Consider the following 19,892-nt stretch of genomic DNA (forward strand, 5'->3'; position numbering starts at 1 on the left):
CAGGCCGCGCCCATCGCAGGCATCGAAACAATGAAACTGGTAGACGAAGCAGAAATCGAAGTGTTCGCCGGCAACGGCGGCAACGGCTGCATTGGCTTCCGTCGCGAGAAGTTCATTCCGCTCGGCGGCCCGGACGGCGGCGACGGCGGTGCCGGCGGCAGCGTGTACATCCGCGCCGACGAAAACCTGAACACCCTGGTCGACTTCCGCCATGACCGCATCTTCAAGGCGCAGCGCGGCGAGAACGGCATGGGCCGCCAGGCCTACGGCAAGGGCGGCGAAGACCTGACCATCACCGTGCCGGTCGGCACCGTGATCATCAACGTGGCCACCGATGAAATCATCGGCGACCTGACCCAGCACGGCGACCGCCTGCTGGTGGCCAAGGGCGGCCGCGGCGGCCTGGGCAACATGCACTTCAAGAGCTCGACCAACCGCTCGCCGCGCCAGGCGCTGCCGGGCGAGCCGGGCGAAGAGCGCACCCTGAAGCTGGAGCTGAAGCTGCTGGCCGACGTGGGCCTGCTGGGCTTCCCCAACGCTGGCAAGAGCACCCTGATCCGTGCCGTTTCGGCGGCGACGCCTAAGGTGGCCGATTACCCGTTCACCACGCTGTACCCGAACCTGGGTGTGGTGAAGGTGGAAAACTACCGCAGCTTCGTGATCGCCGACATTCCCGGCCTGATCGAAGGCGCGGCCGACGGTGCCGGCCTGGGTGCGCAGTTCCTGCGCCACCTGCAGCGCACCCGCCTGCTGCTGCACCTGGTGGATATTTCCCCGATGGAAGGCGGCGTGGAAGGCATTTCCCCGGTCGAGCAGGTGCGTGCCATCGAGCGCGAACTGGAAAAGCACGACCCGGAGCTGCTGCAGAAGCCGCGCTGGCTGGTGCTGAACAAGGCTGACCTGATGTTCGAAGACGAGGCGAAGGCTGCGGCCGAGCAGATCGTGGCCGAGCTTGGCTGGAAGGAGCCGTGGTTCCTGGTGTCCGCGCTGGGCCGCGAAGGCACCTTCCCGATCATGAGCCGCATCATGGCGTTCTTCGATCGGCAGAAGGAAGACGAGCTGGAAGCCGCCCGCAACGCGTAACAGCGCTGTGGGGGTTCTACGCGAAAAACCCGGCTTCGGCCGGGTTTTTTGTTGGCTGCCGGACGCTGGGGTCAGATCCCTTTTCCGCAGGAGAGGGATCTGACCCCGGACGTCATCCCAGAATCACGGGCAACAAAAAACCCGGCCGGGGCCGGGCTTTTGTCTGCTGCCCCACCCCGAAGGGCAGGGCGGCAACGCCGGATCAGGCGGCCTTGAGGGCCTTGATGCGGTCGTTCAGGCGGCTCTTATGACGAGCAGCCTTGTTCTTGTGGATCAGGCCACGCGCGCTGAAGCGATCCAGGATCGGCTGGGCAACGGCGAAGGCGGCTTCGGCGCCGGCGGCATCGTTGGCGTCCAGCGCCTTGATCACTTTCTTGACAGCGGTGCGCAGCATCGAGCGCTGAGCCACGTTGCGCGCGTTGCGCACGACGGTCTGCTTGGCGCGCTTCTTGGCGGACTTGATATTGGCCACGGTGGTGGTTTCCTGAAAAAATCGGTGTTATGGGAACAGCAAGCTAGCTAGTATGATGGCGTAAGAAATGCACGTCAAGTCGATTGTCAAGAGGGACGCTGAGTGAGTTCACCCAAGTTGTTGCGGGGCCTGCTGTCGTTCAGCAGCATGACCATGGTCTCGCGCGTTCTCGGACTTGTCCGGGACTTCGTGGTGACCACCACGTTCGGCACCAACGCCATCACTGATGCTTTCTGGGTCGCCTTCAGGATACCCAATTTCCTGCGCCGGCTGTTCGCCGAGGGCTCGTTCGCCACCGCTTTCGTGCCGGTGTTCACAGAAGTGAAGGAAACCCGCAGCCACGCCGAGCTGCGCGAACTGATGGCCCGCACCGCGGGCACCCTGGGTGGGGTGCTGATGCTGGTCACCGCGCTGGCGCTGATCTTCGCGCCGCAGCTGGCTTCGGTCTTCTCCAGCGGCGTGGATACCGACCCGGTCAAGCAGGGCCTGCTGGTCGACCTGTTCCGCCTGACCTTCCCCTTCCTGCTGTTCGTCTCGCTCACCGCCCTGGCCGGTGGTGCCCTGAACAGCTTCCAGCGCTTCGCCATGCCGGCGCTGACCCCGGTCATCCTCAATCTGTGCATGATCGCCGGCGCGCTGTGGCTGGCGCCGCGGCTGGGCGGCACCCCGGAAAAGCAGATCCTGGCGCTGGGCTGGGCGGTGCTGGCCGCCGGCATCCTGCAGCTGCTGTTCCAGTTGCCGTCGCTGAAGGGCATCAACCTGCTCACCCTGCCGCGCTGGGGCTGGAGCCACCCGGGCGTGCGCAAGGTGATGACCCTGATGGTGCCGACCCTGTTCGGTTCGTCGGTGGCGCAGATCAACCTGCTGCTGGACACGGTGATCGCGGCCAAGCTGACCGATGGCTCGCAGTCCTGGCTGTCGCTGGCCGATCGCTTCCTGGAACTGCCGCTGGGCGTGTTCGGCGTGGCACTGGGCACGGTCATCCTGCCCGCCCTGGCCCGCCACCACGTCAGCACCGACCGCGAAGGCTTCTCGCGCTCGCTGGACTGGGGCCTGCGCATGACCCTGCTGATCTCGGTGCCGGCCATGCTGGGCCTGCTGTTCCTGGCCGAACCGCTGATCGCCACCATCTTCCAGCACGGCCAGTTCAGCGCCTTCGACACCCGCATGACCGCGCTGTCGGTGTACGGCCTGAGCTTCGGCCTGCCGGCGTTCGCCCTGCTGAAGGTGGTGCTGCCGGCCTTCTACGCCCGCCAGGACACCAAGACCCCGGTGCGTGCCGGCGTGGCCGCGCTGGTGGCCAACATGGTGTTCAACTTCGCCCTGCTGGCCGTGCTGTACCAGGTGATGGTGCCCGACGAACTGAAGGCGCAGGGGGTGATGGCCGCCATCGGCAAGCAGCCGGGCCTGCACCTGGCGCTGGGCATTGCCAGCGCGCTGTCCAGCTACCTGAACCTGGGCCTGCTCTGGTACTGGCTGGGCAAGACCGATGTCTACCAGCGCCGGCCCGGTTGGGGCGGCTACCTGACCCGCCTGCTGCTGGCCTGCGTGGCCATGGTGGCCGTGCTGCTGGCCCTGCTGCACTGGCTGCCGGCCTTCGGCAACATGGGTGTCTGGCAGCGGATCGGCGCGCTGGGCCTGCTGGTCGGCGGCGGTGGCGCGACCTACGCGGTGGCCATGGTGGCCATGGGCTTCCGCCCGCGCGACCTGCGCGGCCATTGATCGCCGCCCATGGCGGCTATACTTCAGGGTTACACCATTGAAGCGACGGCCCCGGGTGGGCCGGAACGAGAGTTGATGAGCAGGCTGTTCAGAAGCGTCGAGGGCGGGGAGCTGTTCCCCAACGGAAGCGTGGTCTGTATCGGCGCATTCGACGGCCTCCATCTGGGCCATCGTGCGCTGGTCCGCCACGCGGTCGCCCGCGCGCGCGCCGTGGGCGTACCCGCCGTGGCCGTGGCCTTCGAGCCGCTGCCGCGTGAATTCTTCGCACAGGGCACGCCGCCGCCGCGGCTGACCCTGGCCCGCAGCAAGGTCGAGATGCTGCAGGACCTGGGCGTGGATGCCGTGGGCCTGCTGCGCTTCGACGCGGCCATGGCGGCCATGCCGGCCGAAACCTTCGTGCGCCAGCTCCTGGCCCACCGGCTGGGCGCGCGCGAAGTGTGGATCGGCCCGGAGTTCTGTTTCGGCAACCGCCGTCGTGGCGACCTGGCCCTGCTGCAGGCCATGGGTAGCGAGCTGGGCTTCAGCGCCGGCGAGATCGAAGCGGTGGACCTGCACGGCGAACGCATTTCCAGCACGCGCATCCGCCAGTTGCTGCAGGCCGGCGATTTCACCCGTGCCGGCGATCTGCTGGGCCGCCCGTATTCGATCAGCGGGCGGGTGGTGCGTGGGCGCCAGCTCGGCCGCACCCTGGGCTTCCCCACCGCCAACCTGCGCTTCCCCAAGACCCCGGCGCTGTCGGGCATCTACGCGACCTGGGTACACGGGGTGTTCGACCAGCCGTGGCCGTCGGTGTCCAGCTTCGGCACCCGCCCCACCGTGGAAGGCGTGGAGCCGCTGCTGGAAGCCCATCTGTTCGATTTCCAGGGCGACCTGTACGGTCGTCACATCGACGTGGAATTCGTCGCCAAGCTGCGCGACGAAGAGAAATTCAACGATCTGGCGGCGCTGACCGACCAGATGCACCGCGACGCCGAACAGGCGCGCGCCCTTCTTTCCGAACATAGATTGCGAGCCACTGCGTGAGCCAGGACTACAAGACCACCCTGAACCTGCCAGCCACCGAATTCCCGATGCGCGGCGACCTGCCCAAGCGCGAGCCGGGCATTCTGGCGCGGTGGGAAGAGCAGGGGCTCTACCAGCAGCTGCGCGACAACGCCGCCGGCCGCCCGCTGTTCGTGCTGCATGACGGCCCGCCGTACGCCAACGGCCGCATCCACCTGGGCCACGCGGTCAACAAGATCCTGAAGGACATCATCGTCAAGTCGCGCTACCTGGCCGGCTTCGATGCGCCCTACGTGCCGGGCTGGGATTGCCACGGCCTGCCGATCGAAATCGCGGTGGAAAAGAAGTGGGGCAAGGTCGGCACCAAGCTCGACGCCGTTGCCTTCCGGCAGAAGTGCCGTGAATTCGCCGAAGAGCAGATCAACATCCAGCGCGTCGATTTCAAGCGCCTGGGCGTGACCGGCGACTGGGACAACCCGTACAAGACCCTCAGCTTCGATTTCGAAGCCAACGAGATCCGTGCGCTGGCCAAGGTCGTGGCCAACGGCCACCTGGTGCGCGGCGCCAAGCCGGTCTACTGGTGCTTCGACTGCGGTTCGGCGCTGGCCGAAGCGGAAATCGAATACCAGGAAAAGGAATCGCCGGCGATCGACGTGGCCTACGCCGCGCGCGATGCGCAGGCCGTGGCCCAGGCCTTTGGCGTGAGCGTGCCGGCCGACGTGGAAGTGGCGGTGCCGATCTGGACCACCACGCCGTGGACGCTGCCGGCATCGCTGGCCGTTTCGCTGGGCGCGGAGATCCGCTACGTGCTGGCCGAAGGCCCGGCGCACAACGGCAGGCGCCGTTGGCTGGTGCTGGCCGCCGCGCTGGCCGAGCGCGCACTGCAGCGCTACGGCGTGGAAAACGTGGTGCTGCACGGTGAAACCACCGGTGCCGCGCTGGAAAACCAGCTGCTGGTGCACCCGTTCTACCCGCAGCGCGAGATCCTGGTGCTGAACGGCGAACACGTGTCCGACGAAGACGGTACCGGTGCGGTGCACACCGCCCCCGGCCACGGCCAGGAAGACTACGTGGTCAGCCAGAAGTACGGCCTGCTGGACAAGTACAACGCCGGCCAGATCACCCCGGTCGACGGCCGTGGCGTGTACCTGGAATCGACCCCGCCGGCCGGTGACGTGGTGCTGGCCGGCCAGCATCTGTGGAAGGCGCAGGAGGCCATCGTCGGCGTGCTGCGCGACAACGGCGCGCTGCTGGCCTTCCACCCGATCCGCCACAGCTACCCGCACTGCTGGCGCCACAAGACGCCGGTGGTGTTCCGCGCCACCCCGCAGTGGTTCATTTCGATGGACAAGGCCAACCTACGCAACGATGCGCTGGCTGCCATCGACACCGTGGGCTGGTTCCCGAGCTGGGGCAAGGCGCGCATCCAGAGCATGGTCGACGGTCGCCCGGACTGGACCATCTCGCGCCAGCGCACCTGGGGCGTGCCCATCGCGCTGTTCACCCACCGCCAGACCGGTGAGATCCACCCGCGCACGGTGGAACTGATGCAGCAGGTGGCCGATCGCGTGGAAGCCGAAGGCATCGACGTGTGGTATTCGCTGGATGCCAGCGAACTGCTGGGCGCCGAAGCGGCCGACTACGAGAAGGTCACCGACATCCTCGATGTCTGGTTCGATTCGGGCGTCACCCATGAAGGTGTGCTGGCCGCGCGTGGCTTCGGCAAGCCGGCCGACCTGTACCTGGAAGGTTCCGACCAGCACCGCGGCTGGTTCCAGTCCTCGCTGCTGACCGGCGTGGCCATCGACCAGCGCGCCCCGTACAAGCAGTGCCTCACCCACGGTTTCACCGTGGACGAGCACGGCCGCAAGATGTCCAAGTCGCTGGGCAACGGCATCGAGCCGCAGGACATCATGAACAAGCTGGGCGCGGACATCCTGCGCCTGTGGATCGCCTCGGCCGACTACAGCAATGAAATGTCGCTGTCGCAGGAAATCCTCAAGCGCAACGCTGATGCCTACCGCCGCCTGCGCAACACCGCGCGCTTCCTGCTGGGCAACCTGGACGGCTTCGATCCGGCCCAGCACCTGCGCCCGCTGAACGAGATGGTGGCGCTGGACCGCTGGATCGTGCACCGCGCCTGGGAACTGCAGGAAAAGATCAAGGCCGCGTTCGACAACTACAACATGGCCGAGATCGTCCAGTTGCTGCTGAACTTCTGCAGCGTGGACCTGGGTTCGCTGTACCTGGACGTGACCAAGGACCGCCTGTACACCATGCCGGCCGATTCGCACGGTCGTCGTTCGGCGCAGAGCGCCATGTACCACATCGCCGAAGCGTTCACCCGCTGGATCGCGCCCATCCTCACCTTCACCGCCGACGAGCTGTGGGGCTACCTGCCGGGCGACCGTGCCGGCCACGTGCTGTTCACCACCTGGTACGACGGCCTGGCGCCGCTGCCGGCCGATGCCCAGCTCAACGCCGCCGATTTCGACCAGCTGCTGGCCGTGCGCGAGCAGGTGGCCAAGGTGCTGGAGCCGATGCGTGCCAACGGCGCGATCGGTGCCGCGCTGGAAGCGGAAATCACCATTGCCGCCAACGAAGAACAGGCGGCGAAATGGCAGCCGCTGGCCGATGAACTGCGCTTCCTGTTCATCAGTGGCGACGTGCAGGTGCGCCCGGCGACCACCGACGAAGTGTTCGTCAGTGCCCAGCCCACCCAGAAGGCCAAGTGCGTGCGTTGCTGGCACCACCGCGTCGACGTGGGCAGCAACGCCGACCACCCGGAGCTGTGCGGCCGCTGCGTGAGCAACGTCACCGGTGCCGGTGAACTGCGGAGCTGGTTCTGATGGCCGCCGCACGCCCGCACCCCAACGCCCTGGTCTGGCTGCTGCTGTCGGCGGCCATCATCGGCCTGGACCAGTGGTCCAAGGCCTGGGTGCTGTCCAGCCTGCCCGAGTTCCAGCCGGTGGTGGTCATCGACGGCTTCTGGAACTGGTACCGCACCTACAACACCGGTGCGGCCTTCAGTTTCCTGAGCGACGCCGGCGGTTGGCAGAAGCACTTCTTCACCCTGCTGGCCATTGCCATCAGCGCGCTGATGGCCTGGTGGTTGCGCGGCACCGCCCGCGGCAACTGGAAGGCCGCCGTGCCGTACGCGCTGATCATCGGCGGTGCCATCGGTAACGTGATCGACCGCCAGGTGCATGGCCACGTGGTCGATTTCATCCAGTGGTACGTGGGCAGTTACACCTGGCCGGCCTTCAACATCGCCGATTCGGCCATCGTGGTCGGTGCCATCGGCATTGCCCTGTTTGGCCTGTCCGACGGCAAGTCCGCCAAAAAGGCGGATAATGCCACCCCGAAACCGTAAGCCGGCCGCTGCCGGGAGACTGAACTGATGGATGTGCTGCTCGCCAACCCGCGTGGTTTCTGTGCCGGTGTCGATCGTGCGATCGAGATCGTCAAGCGCGCGATCGAAACGCTGGGCGCGCCCATCTACGTCCGCCATGAAGTGGTGCACAACCGCTTCGTGGTCGATGACCTGAAGCAGCGCGGCGCGATCTTCGTCGAGGAACTGGACGAAGTGCCGGACAACAACACGGTCATCTTCAGCGCGCACGGCGTCTCCCAGGCCGTGCGCCAGGAAGCCGAGCGCCGTGGCCTGAAGGTGTTCGATGCCACCTGCCCGCTGGTCACCAAGGTGCATTTCGAAGTGGCCCGCCACTGCCGCGCCGGCCGTGACGTGGTGCTGATCGGCCATGCCGGCCACCCGGAAGTGGAAGGCACCATGGGCCAGTGGAACCGCGAAGCGGGCACCGGCCAGATCTACCTGGTGGAAGACGTGGAGCAGGTGGCGACGCTGCAGATCAACCAGCCGCAGAACTTCGCCTACACCACCCAGACCACGCTGTCGGTGGATGACACGCGCGGCATCATCGAGGCGCTGCGTGAGCGTTTCCCGGAAATGCAGGGGCCGAAGAACGACGACATCTGCTACGCCACGCAGAACCGCCAGGACGCCGTGCGCGATCTGGCCAAGCGCTGCGACCTGGTGCTGGTGGTCGGTTCGCCGAACAGCTCCAATTCCAACCGCCTGAGTGAACTGGCGCGCCGTGAAGGCGTGGAGTCGTACCTGATTGACGGTGCGCACGAGATCGACCCGCGCTGGGTGGAAGGCAAGCAGCACATCGGCGTGACCGCCGGCGCATCGGCACCGCAGGTGCTGGTGGATGGCGTGCTGGCCCGCCTGGCCGAACTGGGCGCCACCGGCGTGGGCGAACTGGATGGCGAACCGGAATCGATGGTGTTCGCGCTGCCGAAGGAACTGCGGCTGCGGTTGGTCGACTGACCTGTAACCCCAGCGGTGGGTGCGAACCGACACTGACCTGGTGGGTGCGAACCGACACCGACCTGGTGGGTGCGAACCGACACCAACCTGGTGGGTGCGAACCTTGGTTCGCACGCTTCTGCCATGAATTCCATCCACGCATGGCGTGGATCTACTGCTGGCCGCGCCTCACCCGTAGATCCACGCCATGCGTGGATACCGCCACCCACCCATGACCTTCGGCCATGGGGCCGCACGCCCTACAGGCCTAGCATCGGTACCTCTACCGTTGCTGGAACCTGCCTGATGAAGACCCGTGCCCTGGTGATGTCCGTGCTGTTCGCGCTGGGCGCCACGCCTGCGCTGGCGCAGACCTCGCCGCCGGGCGATGCCGCCGCGCCCGGCCTGCTGCGCATCGATGTGGATGCGCGCGACCTGGCCCGCCGCATCTTCAAGGTGACCGCCACCGTGCCGGCCAAGCCCGGCCCGATGACCCTGCTGTACCCGCAGTGGATTCCCGGCAACCATTCGCCTACCGGCCCCATCGACAAGCTGGCCGGCCTGCGGGTGACCGCCAACGGCAAGCCGCTGGCCTGGCAGCGCGACCAGTACAACGTCTACGCGTTCAAGGTGGACGTGCCCGAAGGCGTGAGCGAGATCGTGGCCCACTTCGATTTCCTGTCCTCGCAGGGCGGCAGCCAGGGCCGGGTGGTGATGACCCCGGAAATGCTGAACCTGCAATGGAACGCCAATTCGCTGTATCCGGCCGGCGTGGACGCGCGCAACCTGCAGGCGCAGGCGAGTGTGACCCTGCCCAAGGGCTGGGCCTATGCCACCGCGCTGGAGACCGCGCGCCGCGACGGCGACACCGTGGTGTTCAAGCCGATTGCCTACGACCACCTGGTCGATTCGCCGCTGTTCGCCGGCGAGCACCACCAGCGCATCGATCTGGACCCCGGCGCCAAGGTACCGGTGCACCTGAATGTCTTCGCCGACGATGCCAAATCGCTCAAGCCCACCGATGCGCAGATCAAGCTGCATCGCGCGCTGGTGCAGCAGGCCGACAAGCTCTACGGTGCGCGCCATTACGATCACTACGAATTCCTGCTGGCGCTGACCGACCGCCTGGGCGGCATCGGCCTGGAACACCACCGTTCCAGCGAAAACAGCGCGGCCCCCGGCTACTTCACCGAATGGGACAGCAACGCGTGGATGCGCGATCTGCTGCCGCACGAGTACACCCATTCCTGGAACGGCAAGTACCGTCGCGGCGCAGATCTGGCCACCGCCAACTTCAACACGCCCATGGGCGACAGCCTGTTGTGGGTGTACGAAGGCCAGACCCAGTTCTGGGGCCAGGTGCTGGCCGCCCGCTCGGGCCTGTGGTCGGTCGAGCAGGCCCGCGACATGCTGGCCAACGTGGCCGCCACCTATGATCGTGGCCGCCCCGGCCTGGCCTGGCGCCCGCTGCAGGACACCACCAACGATCCCACCATCGCCCAGCGCCGCACGTTGCCGTACCGCAACTACCAGATGAGCGAGGACTACTACTCCGGCGGGCAGATGCTGTGGCTGGAAGTGGACGGCAAGCTGCGCACGCTCAGCGGCAACCGCCGCAGCCTGGACGATTTCGCGCGCGCCTTCTTCGGCGTCGGCAACGGCGACTGGAACGTCAACCCGTACACCTTCGATGACGTGGTGGCGACCTTGAACAACATTGCGCCGTACGACTGGTCCAGCTTCCTGCGCCAGCGGCTGGATGGCCAGGGCTCGCTCACCGGCGGCCTGGCACTGGCCGGCTGGAAGCTGGTCTACCGCGATACCCCCAACGAGGCCTACAAGGCGCAGGAAAAGCGCGCCAAGGCCGCGTTGCTGGCGTATTCGCTGGGCGCCACCGTGATGGACACCGGCGTGGTGGGCGATGTGATCTGGGACAGCCCGGCGTTCAATGCAGGGCTGGCACCGGGCATGCGGGTGATGGCCGTGGGCGGGCGCGAATACAGCAGCGAACGCCTGAAGGACGCGGTGGCCGCAGCCGCCAAGGACAAGGCGCCGATCGTGCTGCTGGTGAAGCAGTTTGACCGCATCGACAGCATGACCATCGATTACCACGGTGGCCTGCAGTACCCGGTGCTGGAACGCATCGCCGGTGCGCCTGATCGCCTTGCGGATCTGTGGAAGGCGCGATGAGCTTCGGCCGCCGCGATGGCTTGATCCTGGTGGTGGCCGTGCTGGCCATCATCGGCGCGTTCCTGCAGGGCGAGGGGCGGTGGCTGCATTGGTTTGCCAAGCCGGCCACCACGCTGCTGATCGCCGGCATTGCCTGGCAGGCGCGCCCGGCGGCATCACCGTTCTACCGGCGTGCGGTGCTGGCCGGCATGGGCTTGTCGTGCCTGGGTGACATCGCGCTGATGCTGCCGGTGGATGCGTTCGTGCCGGGCCTGGTCGCCTTCCTGCTGGCGCACCTGTGCTACATCGCCGCGTTCCGCGACGGCCTGCACGCAGGGCGCGGCTTGCTGGCCGCCGCACTGCTGCTGGGAGCGTTCGCCATCGGCAATGTGCTGGCGTTGTGGCCGCACCTGCCAGTGCCGCTGCGCGTTCCGGTGCTGGCGTATGTGGGCGTGCTGGCAACGATGGCCGTGCTGGCACTGGCGCGGCATTGGCAGCGCCCGCGGCTGCCGCTGATGCAGGCGCGAAGCGCGCGCTGGGCGGCGGTCGGTGGTGTGTTGTTCGTGGCCAGCGATTCGCTGCTGGCGTGGGATCGCTTTGGTGGCGGCCTGCCGTTGGCGGGGTTGCTGGTGTTGGCAACGTATTACGGCGCGCAGTACGCCATCGCACGATCGGTAGCCCAGGCGTAGAGTCGAGCTTGCTCGGCTGCAATGAAACCGGCGCCCGAAATGGGCGCCGGCACTTCAACGCTTGGTCGCCACGTCCAGCAGATTCCCGCCGGCGTCAAAGTGCAGGCGTACCGTTTCACGGTCGCCGTCCACTTCGTCCGGCCGCCACGACAGGCGCGCGCCCTTGCGGATGATCAGATACACGTAGTCGACCTCGCCGGGCTGGCGCATCAACACATTGCGCTGCTCCTGCAGCGCCTGGGCCACGCGGGCCACGGCGGTGAAGTCGATATCCTGCAGTGGCGCGCTGCTGTTGCGCAGCGTATAGGTGGGCGCCATGCGCTGCGGGTTCACCGGGTCGCCCTTGCGCCAGTAGCCGTGCTGGAAGTGGTAGCTGTCCACGTGGCTGGGCACGTCCGGGTCCACCAGTTCCAGATTGATGCGCCCATCGCCATAGACATTGATGCTGCGGAACACGGTCAGTGGCTTGCCGGACAGGCCTGGCATTGCCTGCAGTGCGTCGCGTGCCGCCTGCAATCGCGCGCTGTCCCGCACCAGGTTGGAAGGCGGTGCAATGGGCTCGGGTTCCGCAGCGGGCGCCGCAAGCGCAGACAGGGGCTCCAGCGCTGCGGCGTCATAGCGCTGGGGCGTCGCCGGCGCATGCATGAGCGCGTAACCGGCCACGGTCTCACGCAGCGTCTGCAGTCCGCCACAGGCTGCCGCACCGGCAACCAGGGCCAGCACCACCAACGCGAAGATGCCTGGGGTCGACGGCGGGCGGTTCATGCGTCCTCCATGCGCACATTGGCGCGGTCATCCGGGTCGTAGAGCAGCTTCACGTTGTCACGTGGCAGCTGGGCCAGATCGATGAGCGCCACGATGCGGCGCAGCTTGGCGTGCTGCACCACGCCCTCGCGATCGGTGTACTCCACGCTGAATTCCACCTGCGGTTGTTCGTTGATGTAGGTGCCGGTCTGGCGTACATCCAGCACGGTGGCCTGCACGCCAATGCCACGGAACTTCAGTGCTTCACCGCGGGCATCGGCGTGCAGCATGCGTGCCAGCACGCGTACCACTGCCACATAGCCGCACAGCACCAGCGGGCAGACCAGCAGGGGGTGGCTGAAGGACAGGAAGGTCCAGCCTATGCCCTCATGCTGTGCACGGTAGGCCAGCACGTAGGCGCCGAATACCAGCGCCACACCGATCGCGCCGGCCACGCCACGCCGCCACAGACTGGCTGTGTTGATCTCCGGCTGCGCGCCATCCAGCACCATGTTCGGAAACACGCCGGGATCACGGCTCAGGCGCGCAGGAAGCATGTTGCCCACCACGAAACGCTGCCGTTGTGGCTGACTGTCGACCACGACCAGCTGTTCGGTAATCGCGGTGCCTGACAGGTTCTGCAGGGCCACTTTCAACTTCCATTGAGCGAAGCCACGCACATGCACGCCGGTCTGTTCGGCCTCTTCGATGCGCACTTCGCGCGGCTCGCCATCGGTCAGGATGCTGCGCACACGGAACAGGGCGCGTGGCGGCGCCAGCAGCAGGTAGTGCAGGTAGGCGTAGAGCACGCCCAGCCAGAGCGAGACGGAAGCGCCGAGCAGCAACAGTGCCAGCCACGGGCCGCTGCGATCGGAGAACGCGACGGGGTAATCGGTGTTGAAGTAGAGAATGCAGGGGAAGGGCAACGCGAAGAACAACAGGAACGCGCCCCAGAACCAGAGTTGGAACTTCATGGGGGTATGCATGATGGAGCAGGGGGCTCAAGGGTACTACGCCCAGTAGAGTCGAGCTTGCTCGACTGCTTCTGCCAACAGCAGTCGAGCAAGCTCGACTCTACAAAAACCAGTCGAGCAAGCTCGACTCTACAAAAACCAGTCGAGCAAGCTCGACTCTACAAACGGTGTGTCAGCGGAATTGCAGGGTGAGCAGGAAATACCGGCCCAGCGGGTCATCCAGCCCGGCCACCTGGCCACCACTGCCGGGCAGGTAATTCACCGGTTCGGTATCCAGCACGTTGTGCACGTCCAGTGCGGCCACCAGGCGTGGGCTCAGCCGGCGCGCTACGTGCAGGTTCCAGCGCAGCTGCGCGGGGTTCGTGCAATGTCCCTCGCCACGCTGTTCGTCCGGGCAGGTTTCGCCGGCCAGCCAGGCGCGCGTGCGGCCTACGCGGTTGCCGCGCAGGGCGATGTCCCAGTTCGGGTTCTGCCATTGCACGGTCAGTATCGCGGTGCGTTCCGGCGTGGCGTGGCCGCGCAGATCCACCGCGGCTTCGTGGCTGCGCTCGCGCTTCAGTTCCTGTTGCTTCAGCGCATCCAGCGCGAACTGCCATTGCCCGTTGGCACCGCTGTCGATGCGGTACTCACCGCGCAGCACCCAGTTGCGCGAGGTGGTGCGTCCAATGTTGTCGAAGGACAGGCGCAGATCACGCAGCCGGCCCTGGTCGTCCAGCACCCAGGTGTCGCGATTCCACAGCGCATCCCCCGGCTGCAGCGCCAGGATCTCGTTGTGCAGCTCCACGATGTTGTGGGTCAGCGTAAGCGCGAACGCATCGCTGGGCGTCCAGCTGGCCGCCAGCGAATGGCTGCGCGAGGTCTCGGCCTTCAGTCCATCGTTTTCCACCACGTCCACCTGCACCGCGCAGCCGCCGCCGCGCAGCGGCCGCGCGCAGGGGGGCAGTGTGTCCGAAGCGGGCAGGGCGACCAGGCCGAAATACCCTGGTGGCCGGCGCCGCTCGAACAGGCTGGGCGCGCGGAAGCCGCGGCCGCTGGCCAGCAGGAACGACCAGTGCTCGCTGGGGCTCCAGCGCAGGCCGGCGCGTGGTGAAAACGCGGTCTGCCCGGCATCGCGGTCCACGCGCGCGGCCAGGTCCACGCGCAGACGCTTCGCCAGCGGCAGCCCCAGTTCGGCATAGGCGGCACTGCTGTTGCGCGACAGCCGGCGTTGTTCCATCGGCAGGCCCAGCGCCAACTCGCCCTTGCCCAGCAGCGGGTCCGGCTGCGAGGTCCAGCGCTCCTGGCGCAGATCGATGCCGGTGGCCAGCTGCGCCGCGCCGCCGGGCAAGGCCATCAGGCTGCGCTGTATGCCCCACCAGCCCTGCCATTGTTCGGTACGGCCACGGCTATGGATGGTCGGGAACAGGTCGTCGGCCAGACCGGGCGGCAACGTGGAAAAGCCGGGCAGGAAATCGAAGTCGCGCGCCGCTTCCAGCAGCTTCTCGCTGCGCACCACGCCATCGGTGGTCAGGCTCACCTCGCTGCGCTGCGCGCTCACGCCCGCTTCCCAGCTGCGGCCCGCCTGCTGGCGGCCCACTCCCACGGTCAGATCACCTTCGCTGGCGCGCACGCGCGGGCGCACGTTGCCGCCTTCCTGCAGCACCACGTTGAGGATGGCTGTGCGGTTGAAGTTCAACGCCACCGCCGTCGGGCCCAGTTCGAAGCGCTGGCGGTTGTAGCTGCCGCGCGCTTCCACATACGCGTAGCGGCCTTCGCCGCGCTCGTGGCGGTAACGCAGGTAGCCGGCCACGGTGTCCGACGCCGGCTGCAGCGAACGTGGACGCACGCTGTCGAACCAACAGCCCTGGTCGTCTTCCTGTAGCGGCGGGTGGCATTCGGTGGCTGGGTAGTAATCGCCATTGGCCATCAGCAGGCCGATCGGATACAGCGAGGTATCGGCATGCCAGTCGCGGCGATCGCCGGCCACGTGCTGCATGCGGTGCAGATCGAGACCGGCGAACCAACGGTCGCCATTGCTGCGCACACCGCCGGTGGCGCCCTGCACGCGGTACTGCTGGCCATCGCCGTGGCCACTGGCGCCGGTCTGCAGCATGGCCTCGCTGCCCTCGGCCTGGTCGCGCAGGATGATGTTGACCACGCCGGACATGGCATCGGCGCCGTAGATGGCCGACGCACCACCGCGCACCAGTTCGATGCGCTCGATGAAGCTGAGCGGCAGGCCGCCCAGATCGGTCAGCGCGCCGTCGGCCAACGACACCATCGGGTAGCGCGGCAGGCGCCGGCCGTTGACCAGGAACAGGGTGGCGCGCGGGCCCATGCCGTCCAGGCTGGTGGTGGCCGCCGCGCCCACCGGCAGGTACAGCGAATCACCGCCGCGTGCGGTGCTCAGCGGGGTGTGGCCGTTCATGCCGGGCAGGTGGCGCAGCAGATCGAACAGCGTGCCGTAGCCGCTGCGCAGAATGTCGTCGCGGTCGACAACGGTCACCGGCAACGTGGTCTGCACGGAGGTGCGCGGCAGGCGGCTGCCGGTCACCTGTACCGGCGCCAGTTCCACCTGCGGCGCTGCCGGGGGCGGCGGGGGCGGCGCAGGCGTGGGCGCTTTCACCGGCGGCGGTGGTGGCGCGGCCGCATGCCGGCGCAGTACGTAGCCACCGGCCGGGGTCTGCAGGATGTTCACCGGCATGCCGGCCACCAGCTGCTTCAGCGCTGCGGCGGGGCTCTGCCGGCCCTGCACGCCGGTGGTGCGCAGGTCGGCCAGTTCACGTGCATCGAAGATCAGCGATACGCCGCTGTGCCGCGCCCAGGCCTGCAGCGCCGGTACCAGCGGCCCGGCGCCAATGTGGTAATCGGTGCTGGCGGCCGGTTCGCCGGCGTGCGCCATGCCCGCCTGGCCCGGCACCACGGCCAGGCACAGCAGGGCCAGCAGCAGCCCCGCGCGCAGCGCCTGCGCGGCCGGCATGCGCCGCGGCCTCAGTACACGCGGCGCAGTTCCAGCGCGCCATCCTTGCGCGGCTGGCCAGCGATGGACCACCCCAGCTGCAGGGCGGACAGCAGTTCATGCGCATCCCCTGCGCGGAAGCTGCCGCTGACGGCCAGATCGGCAATGTCCGGGTCGGCAATCACCAGCGGCGTGCTGCCGTAACGGTTCATGCGTTCCACCACCACCGACAGCGGCGTCGCGTCGAACACCAGGTCGCCCTGTGGCCAGCCTTCGGCGGCGGCGGTGGTGGACAACTGCGGGCCCGGCTGGATGCGGCCAGAGGCCAGCACCTGCAACTGCTGGCCCGGTGCCAGCGTGTGCTGCGCACTGCCGCTGGTCACTTCCACCGCGCCTTCCAGCAAGGCCACTTCCACGCGGCCATCGTTCAGGCGTTCCACCTGGAAGGTGGTGCCGATATCGCGGATGCTGCTGTTGCCGGCCTGCAGGCGCAGGGCCCGCGACGACGGTGCCACTTCCAGCTGCACGCGGCCCTGGTCCAACTGCAGTTCACGCGTGCGCCAGCCGAAGCGGGCGCTGAGCGCGCTGCCGGCATCGAGCGTGGCCACGCTGCCATCGGCCAGGATCTGCCGCTGCACGGCATGGGTGGTATTGGCGTATACGCGGGTGGACGGATTGCCGTCCATGTACAGCAACCAGCCGGCCGTTGCGGCCAGGCCGATGCCGGCGGCCACCGCCAACGGCAGCCAGCGGCGGCGCACGGGGTGGCCCATTGCCTGAGCGCTGTCACGCGGTGCGGCGCGTGGCGGCTGTTGCAGTACCACGGTCCCTTCCTTGTTCTCGTTGCGAATCATTCGCAGTCTCCATGGTGGTGGAGAGGATTGCGGCCCAGCTCCTTGCGTAGCCCGCGCAACGCACGGGCACAGTGCGGATTCTGCCTGAGCGCGCGGGGCGGTAGAAGTGCCGGCGGTCATGTCGCCGCGCCGGGTGCTGCGGCATGAGCGCCGGCGCGCTATGGTCGGGGCAGGATTCCCACGCAGGCCCACCCATGCAGATCGCCGTATTCAGTGCCCGCCCGTACGATCGCCGGTTCCTGGACGAGGCCAGCGCGCAGCAGGGCGCGGGGCAGGGCCATGAACTGGTCTACTTCGATGCCGCGCTGGACCTTCACACCGCGCCCCTGGCGCAGGGCTGCGCGGCGGTCTGCGTGTTCGTGAACGACCGGCTGGATGCGCCGGTGCTGCAGGCCCTGCACGCCGGCGGCGTGCGCGCGGTACTGCTGCGCTGCGCCGGCTTCAACAACGTGGACGTGGCCGAAGCGCAGCGGCTGGGCCTGTTCGTGGCGCGGGTGCCGGCCTATTCGCCCGAAGCGGTGGCCGAGCACGCGCTGGCGCTGGTCATGACCCTGAACCGCCATACCCACCGCGCCTACAACCGCGTGCGCGAAGGCAACTTCATGCTGGATGGCCTGCTGGGCCGCACCCTGCATGGCCGCACGGTGGGCATCGTCGGTACCGGTAAGATCGGCCTGGCCACCGCCCGTATTTTCCGCGGCATGGGCTGCACGGTGCTGGGGCACGACCCGTACCCGTCGGCTGCGTTCGCCGACGTGGGCGACAGCGTGGCGCTGGATGAGCTGCTGGCGCGCGCCGATATCGTGTCGCTGCATTGCCCGCTGACGCCGGACACCCACCACCTGATCAACGATGCCTCGCTGGCGCGCATGAAGCCCGGCGCGATGCTGGTGAACACCTCGCGCGGCGCCCTGGTGGACACCCACGCGGTGATCCGCGCGCTGAAGTCGCGGCGGTTGGGGCAGCTGGCCATTGACGTGTACGAACAGGAAAGCGCGCTGTTCTTCCAGGACCTGTCCGGCGAGATCATCGACGACGAAGCCTTCCAGCGCCTCATGACCTTCCCCAACGTGCTGGTGACCGGCCACCAGGGCTTCTTCACGGTAGAGGCGCTGCAGGAGATCTCGGCGATCACCCTGGGCAACCTGGCCGATTTCGCGGCGGGGCGGGACTGCGCGAACCAGGTGCGGGCGGATTGACCGGAGGGCTGGGCTGCCCGTAAAATCGCCTGCTCAGCCGGAATAGCTCAGTTGGTAGAGCGGCGCATTCGTAATGCGTAGGTCGCAGGTTCGACTCCTGTTTCCGGCACCAGTTGTATGAAAAGCCCCGGCCTTGGTCGGGGCTTTTTGTTTGGGCCTTTTGTAACTGATTGATCGAGAATGGATCCGGGCACAGCCGCCTGCCGACTGGCTCCACTGACTGCGGATCGACTTTGTCTTCGCGGTACGCCAAGGCCCGATTTGATCGATCGGTCTCGCTCTTGCTTGGATCGCTGAGCTTTCTAGTCGCGAGAAAGTGAGGGGATTTCGTATGACGAAGATGTATGAGTTCGTCCTCTGCGGGTTCCAGCTCAACGTCGGGTTCCGGTACTCTCGAGCTTCGCCGGATCGGGCAAGGGGGGGGGGGATGCAAGCTTGGGAGCGAAGACTCACTGATCTCTGGCTGCTGCTAGAGCGCTGTCATGCAACCTATATGGAGCCGGAGCTATTTCGGTTAAACACTAATCAATTCTTGCAGACATCGCGAACCGTCACTTTCATCATCCAGAAAAACAAGGATCAGATTCCTGGATTCGACGATTGGTATCGGCCCATCACCGCAGAGTGGGCAAAGGATGCCGTAATGACGTGGGCTAAAGACTCTCGGAACATGATCGAAAAAGAAGGGGACCTAGATCTCCACAGCGCATTGCGCATGACTCTATTTTGGTCGTACATCGCCGAGCACGATATCAGTCTTGTCACTGGGCGGGATGAGCTGCTGCAGGCAGGGACGAAGCGACTCATTAGGTTTGCACGCAGGAACTTGCCGTCAGGAGTGGTCGATTCGTCCGCCGTTCGCGTCGAAAGGCGTTGGGTAGCGAACACATTGCCCAACTGGGAGCTTCTTCAGGCATTCACATACATTTACGGGGCACTCTACCGGATGTGTCACGGCCTGGCGGCGCAAATGGGGGCGGTGCTGGACAAGGAAGTGCCAGCTCCTGATTCGCTCTTTGTAGAAAAGGAGTCGGCCCTTCAGATTGCGTACCTGAAGCTATCAGATATGAAAGTTCACTTTCAACGGATGAAGAAGGTAAAGTTTGACAGGAGCGCAATCACCCCAGAGCGAGAGGCTCTCTTGGAGCCAATTAAAGCTATGGCAACTTCAAGTCGAAACGCAGGAGATACATTTGAAGCTCTTTGCGCGCTGGCTTCATTCAACTTCGAGAACTCTGGATTTCATGTTCCCATGGTGTTTATGTACGATGAAACCATGGCTGTCGTGGACACGATGAGTGTGTGTTTCGGCGATAGCGTTGATAAGTTCATCTTCTGGCGAAGTGTTGCTGATCGTGTTTCGATAACAAAGGCCACACTGGTCGTGATGATAGGCGAAATGTGGGTCCGAGATATGAAGGGGTTCACCTACTCGCAAGGCTTTCAAAAGCTTCCCATCACCGGGGAGCGACTGTCAGTGGTTGGCATGGATCATTTGGGGCGGTATCGATCAAGAAGTTGGGATATTGTCCGCGACAAGCCTGATGCAAGGCCAAGACTGGGGGCTGTGATTCCCGTCGCTGAGCATTCTGATCGGGAAATTCCATTTATTTTTGCTCCCGTAATGCGTGTGTTTGGGTTGCCATATCCGGCGCATTTTTCCGAGAATCTTGAGCGGACCGCGCGGTCCGGCCGGAATTTGGTGCGGTGACATCA

15 protein-coding genes and 1 tRNA gene are annotated in these 19,892 nt (G+C 66.3%); 11 read left to right on the top strand and 5 right to left on the bottom strand.

Annotated features, from left to right (window positions below):
• Nucleotides 1-30: 30 nt before the first annotated feature.
• Complete coding sequence (gene cgtA, locus G4G00_RS14005; protein ID WP_108751495.1) at nt 31-1,083, top strand: Obg family GTPase CgtA; 1,053 nt, start codon at nt 31-33, stop codon at nt 1,081-1,083.
• A 202-nt stretch (nt 1,084-1,285) separates the two neighbouring features.
• On the opposite strand, the gene rpsT is transcribed toward cgtA, so the two are convergent.
• Complete coding sequence (gene rpsT / locus G4G00_RS14010; RefSeq protein WP_005408560.1) at nt 1,286-1,555, bottom strand: 30S ribosomal protein S20; 270 nt, start codon at nt 1,553-1,555, stop codon at nt 1,286-1,288.
• Nucleotides 1,556-1,672: 117 nt separating this feature from the next.
• Here rpsT and murJ point away from each other — a divergent pair, with 117 nt between their 5' ends.
• The 7 genes from murJ (at nt 1,673) to G4G00_RS14045 (ending at nt 11,467) form a co-directional block, all read left to right on the top strand.
• Complete coding sequence (murJ, locus tag G4G00_RS14015) at nt 1,673-3,277, top strand: murein biosynthesis integral membrane protein MurJ (protein WP_108752488.1); 1,605 nt, start codon at nt 1,673-1,675, stop codon at nt 3,275-3,277.
• A gap of 75 nt (nt 3,278-3,352) precedes the next feature.
• Nucleotides 3,353-4,300, top strand: a complete 948-nt coding sequence (locus G4G00_RS14020) for a bifunctional riboflavin kinase/FAD synthetase (protein ID WP_108752489.1) — start codon at nt 3,353-3,355, stop codon at nt 4,298-4,300.
• The gene (gene ileS / locus G4G00_RS14025) at nt 4,297-7,128 is read left to right on the top strand and encodes an isoleucine--tRNA ligase (RefSeq protein WP_164274441.1); all 2,832 of its coding nucleotides are present in this window, start codon (nt 4,297-4,299) and stop codon (nt 7,126-7,128) included. The genes G4G00_RS14020 and ileS overlap by 4 nt, the downstream gene beginning before the upstream one ends.
• Entirely contained in the window at nt 7,128-7,652 is a 525-nt protein-coding gene (gene lspA / locus G4G00_RS14030) for a signal peptidase II (protein ID WP_164274443.1), read from the top strand. Before ileS ends, lspA begins: the two co-directional genes overlap by 1 nt.
• Before the next feature lie 27 nt (nt 7,653-7,679).
• Nucleotides 7,680-8,630: a 4-hydroxy-3-methylbut-2-enyl diphosphate reductase gene (gene ispH, locus G4G00_RS14035; RefSeq protein WP_164274445.1), complete on the top strand. Its 951-nt coding sequence runs from the start codon at nt 7,680-7,682 to the stop codon at nt 8,628-8,630.
• Nucleotides 8,631-8,915: 285 nt separating this feature from the next.
• On the top strand, nt 8,916-10,799 hold the full coding sequence (locus G4G00_RS14040; protein ID WP_164274447.1) for a M61 family metallopeptidase: 1,884 nt from the start codon (nt 8,916-8,918) through the stop codon (nt 10,797-10,799).
• On the top strand, nt 10,796-11,467 hold the full coding sequence (locus tag G4G00_RS14045; RefSeq protein ID WP_164274449.1) for a lysoplasmalogenase: 672 nt from the start codon (nt 10,796-10,798) through the stop codon (nt 11,465-11,467). The genes G4G00_RS14040 and G4G00_RS14045 overlap by 4 nt, the downstream gene beginning before the upstream one ends.
• Nucleotides 11,468-11,521: 54 nt before the next feature.
• Here the strand turns inward: G4G00_RS14045 and G4G00_RS14050 are convergent, their stop codons facing one another.
• From G4G00_RS14050 to G4G00_RS14065, 4 genes are all read right to left on the bottom strand, one after another.
• Nucleotides 11,522-12,232, bottom strand: coding sequence for a hypothetical protein (locus tag G4G00_RS14050; protein WP_108752494.1), 711 nt, complete (start codon nt 12,230-12,232; stop codon nt 11,522-11,524).
• Entirely contained in the window at nt 12,229-13,185 is a 957-nt protein-coding gene (locus G4G00_RS14055) for a hypothetical protein (RefSeq protein ID WP_164274452.1), read from the bottom strand. The genes G4G00_RS14050 and G4G00_RS14055 overlap by 4 nt, the downstream gene beginning before the upstream one ends.
• A gap of 172 nt (nt 13,186-13,357) precedes the next feature.
• A complete protein-coding gene (locus G4G00_RS14060; protein ID WP_164274455.1) occupies nt 13,358-16,144 on the bottom strand; it encodes a TonB-dependent receptor in 2,787 nt (928 codons plus the stop codon).
• 11 nt (nt 16,145-16,155) lie between these two features.
• Entirely contained in the window at nt 16,156-16,977 is an 822-nt protein-coding gene (locus G4G00_RS14065; protein WP_240336163.1) for a FecR domain-containing protein, read from the bottom strand.
• A 194-nt stretch (nt 16,978-17,171) separates the two neighbouring features.
• Between G4G00_RS14065 and G4G00_RS14070 the strand changes: the two genes are divergently transcribed.
• From G4G00_RS14070 to G4G00_RS14080, 3 genes are all read left to right on the top strand, one after another.
• Complete coding sequence (locus G4G00_RS14070) at nt 17,172-18,176, top strand: 2-hydroxyacid dehydrogenase (protein WP_164274461.1); 1,005 nt, start codon at nt 17,172-17,174, stop codon at nt 18,174-18,176.
• Between the two features lie 36 nt (nt 18,177-18,212).
• Nucleotides 18,213-18,288: transfer RNA gene (locus tag G4G00_RS14075), tRNA-Thr, on the top strand.
• Between the two features lie 219 nt (nt 18,289-18,507).
• Nucleotides 18,508-19,887, top strand: coding sequence for a hypothetical protein (locus G4G00_RS14080; RefSeq protein WP_164274464.1), 1,380 nt, complete (start codon nt 18,508-18,510; stop codon nt 19,885-19,887).
• The last annotated feature ends 5 nt before the right edge of the window (nt 19,888-19,892 follow it).

Origin of the sequence: Stenotrophomonas sp. B1-1 (assembly GCF_010894375.1) — a bacterium.
GTDB lineage: Bacteria > Pseudomonadota > Gammaproteobacteria > Xanthomonadales > Xanthomonadaceae > Stenotrophomonas.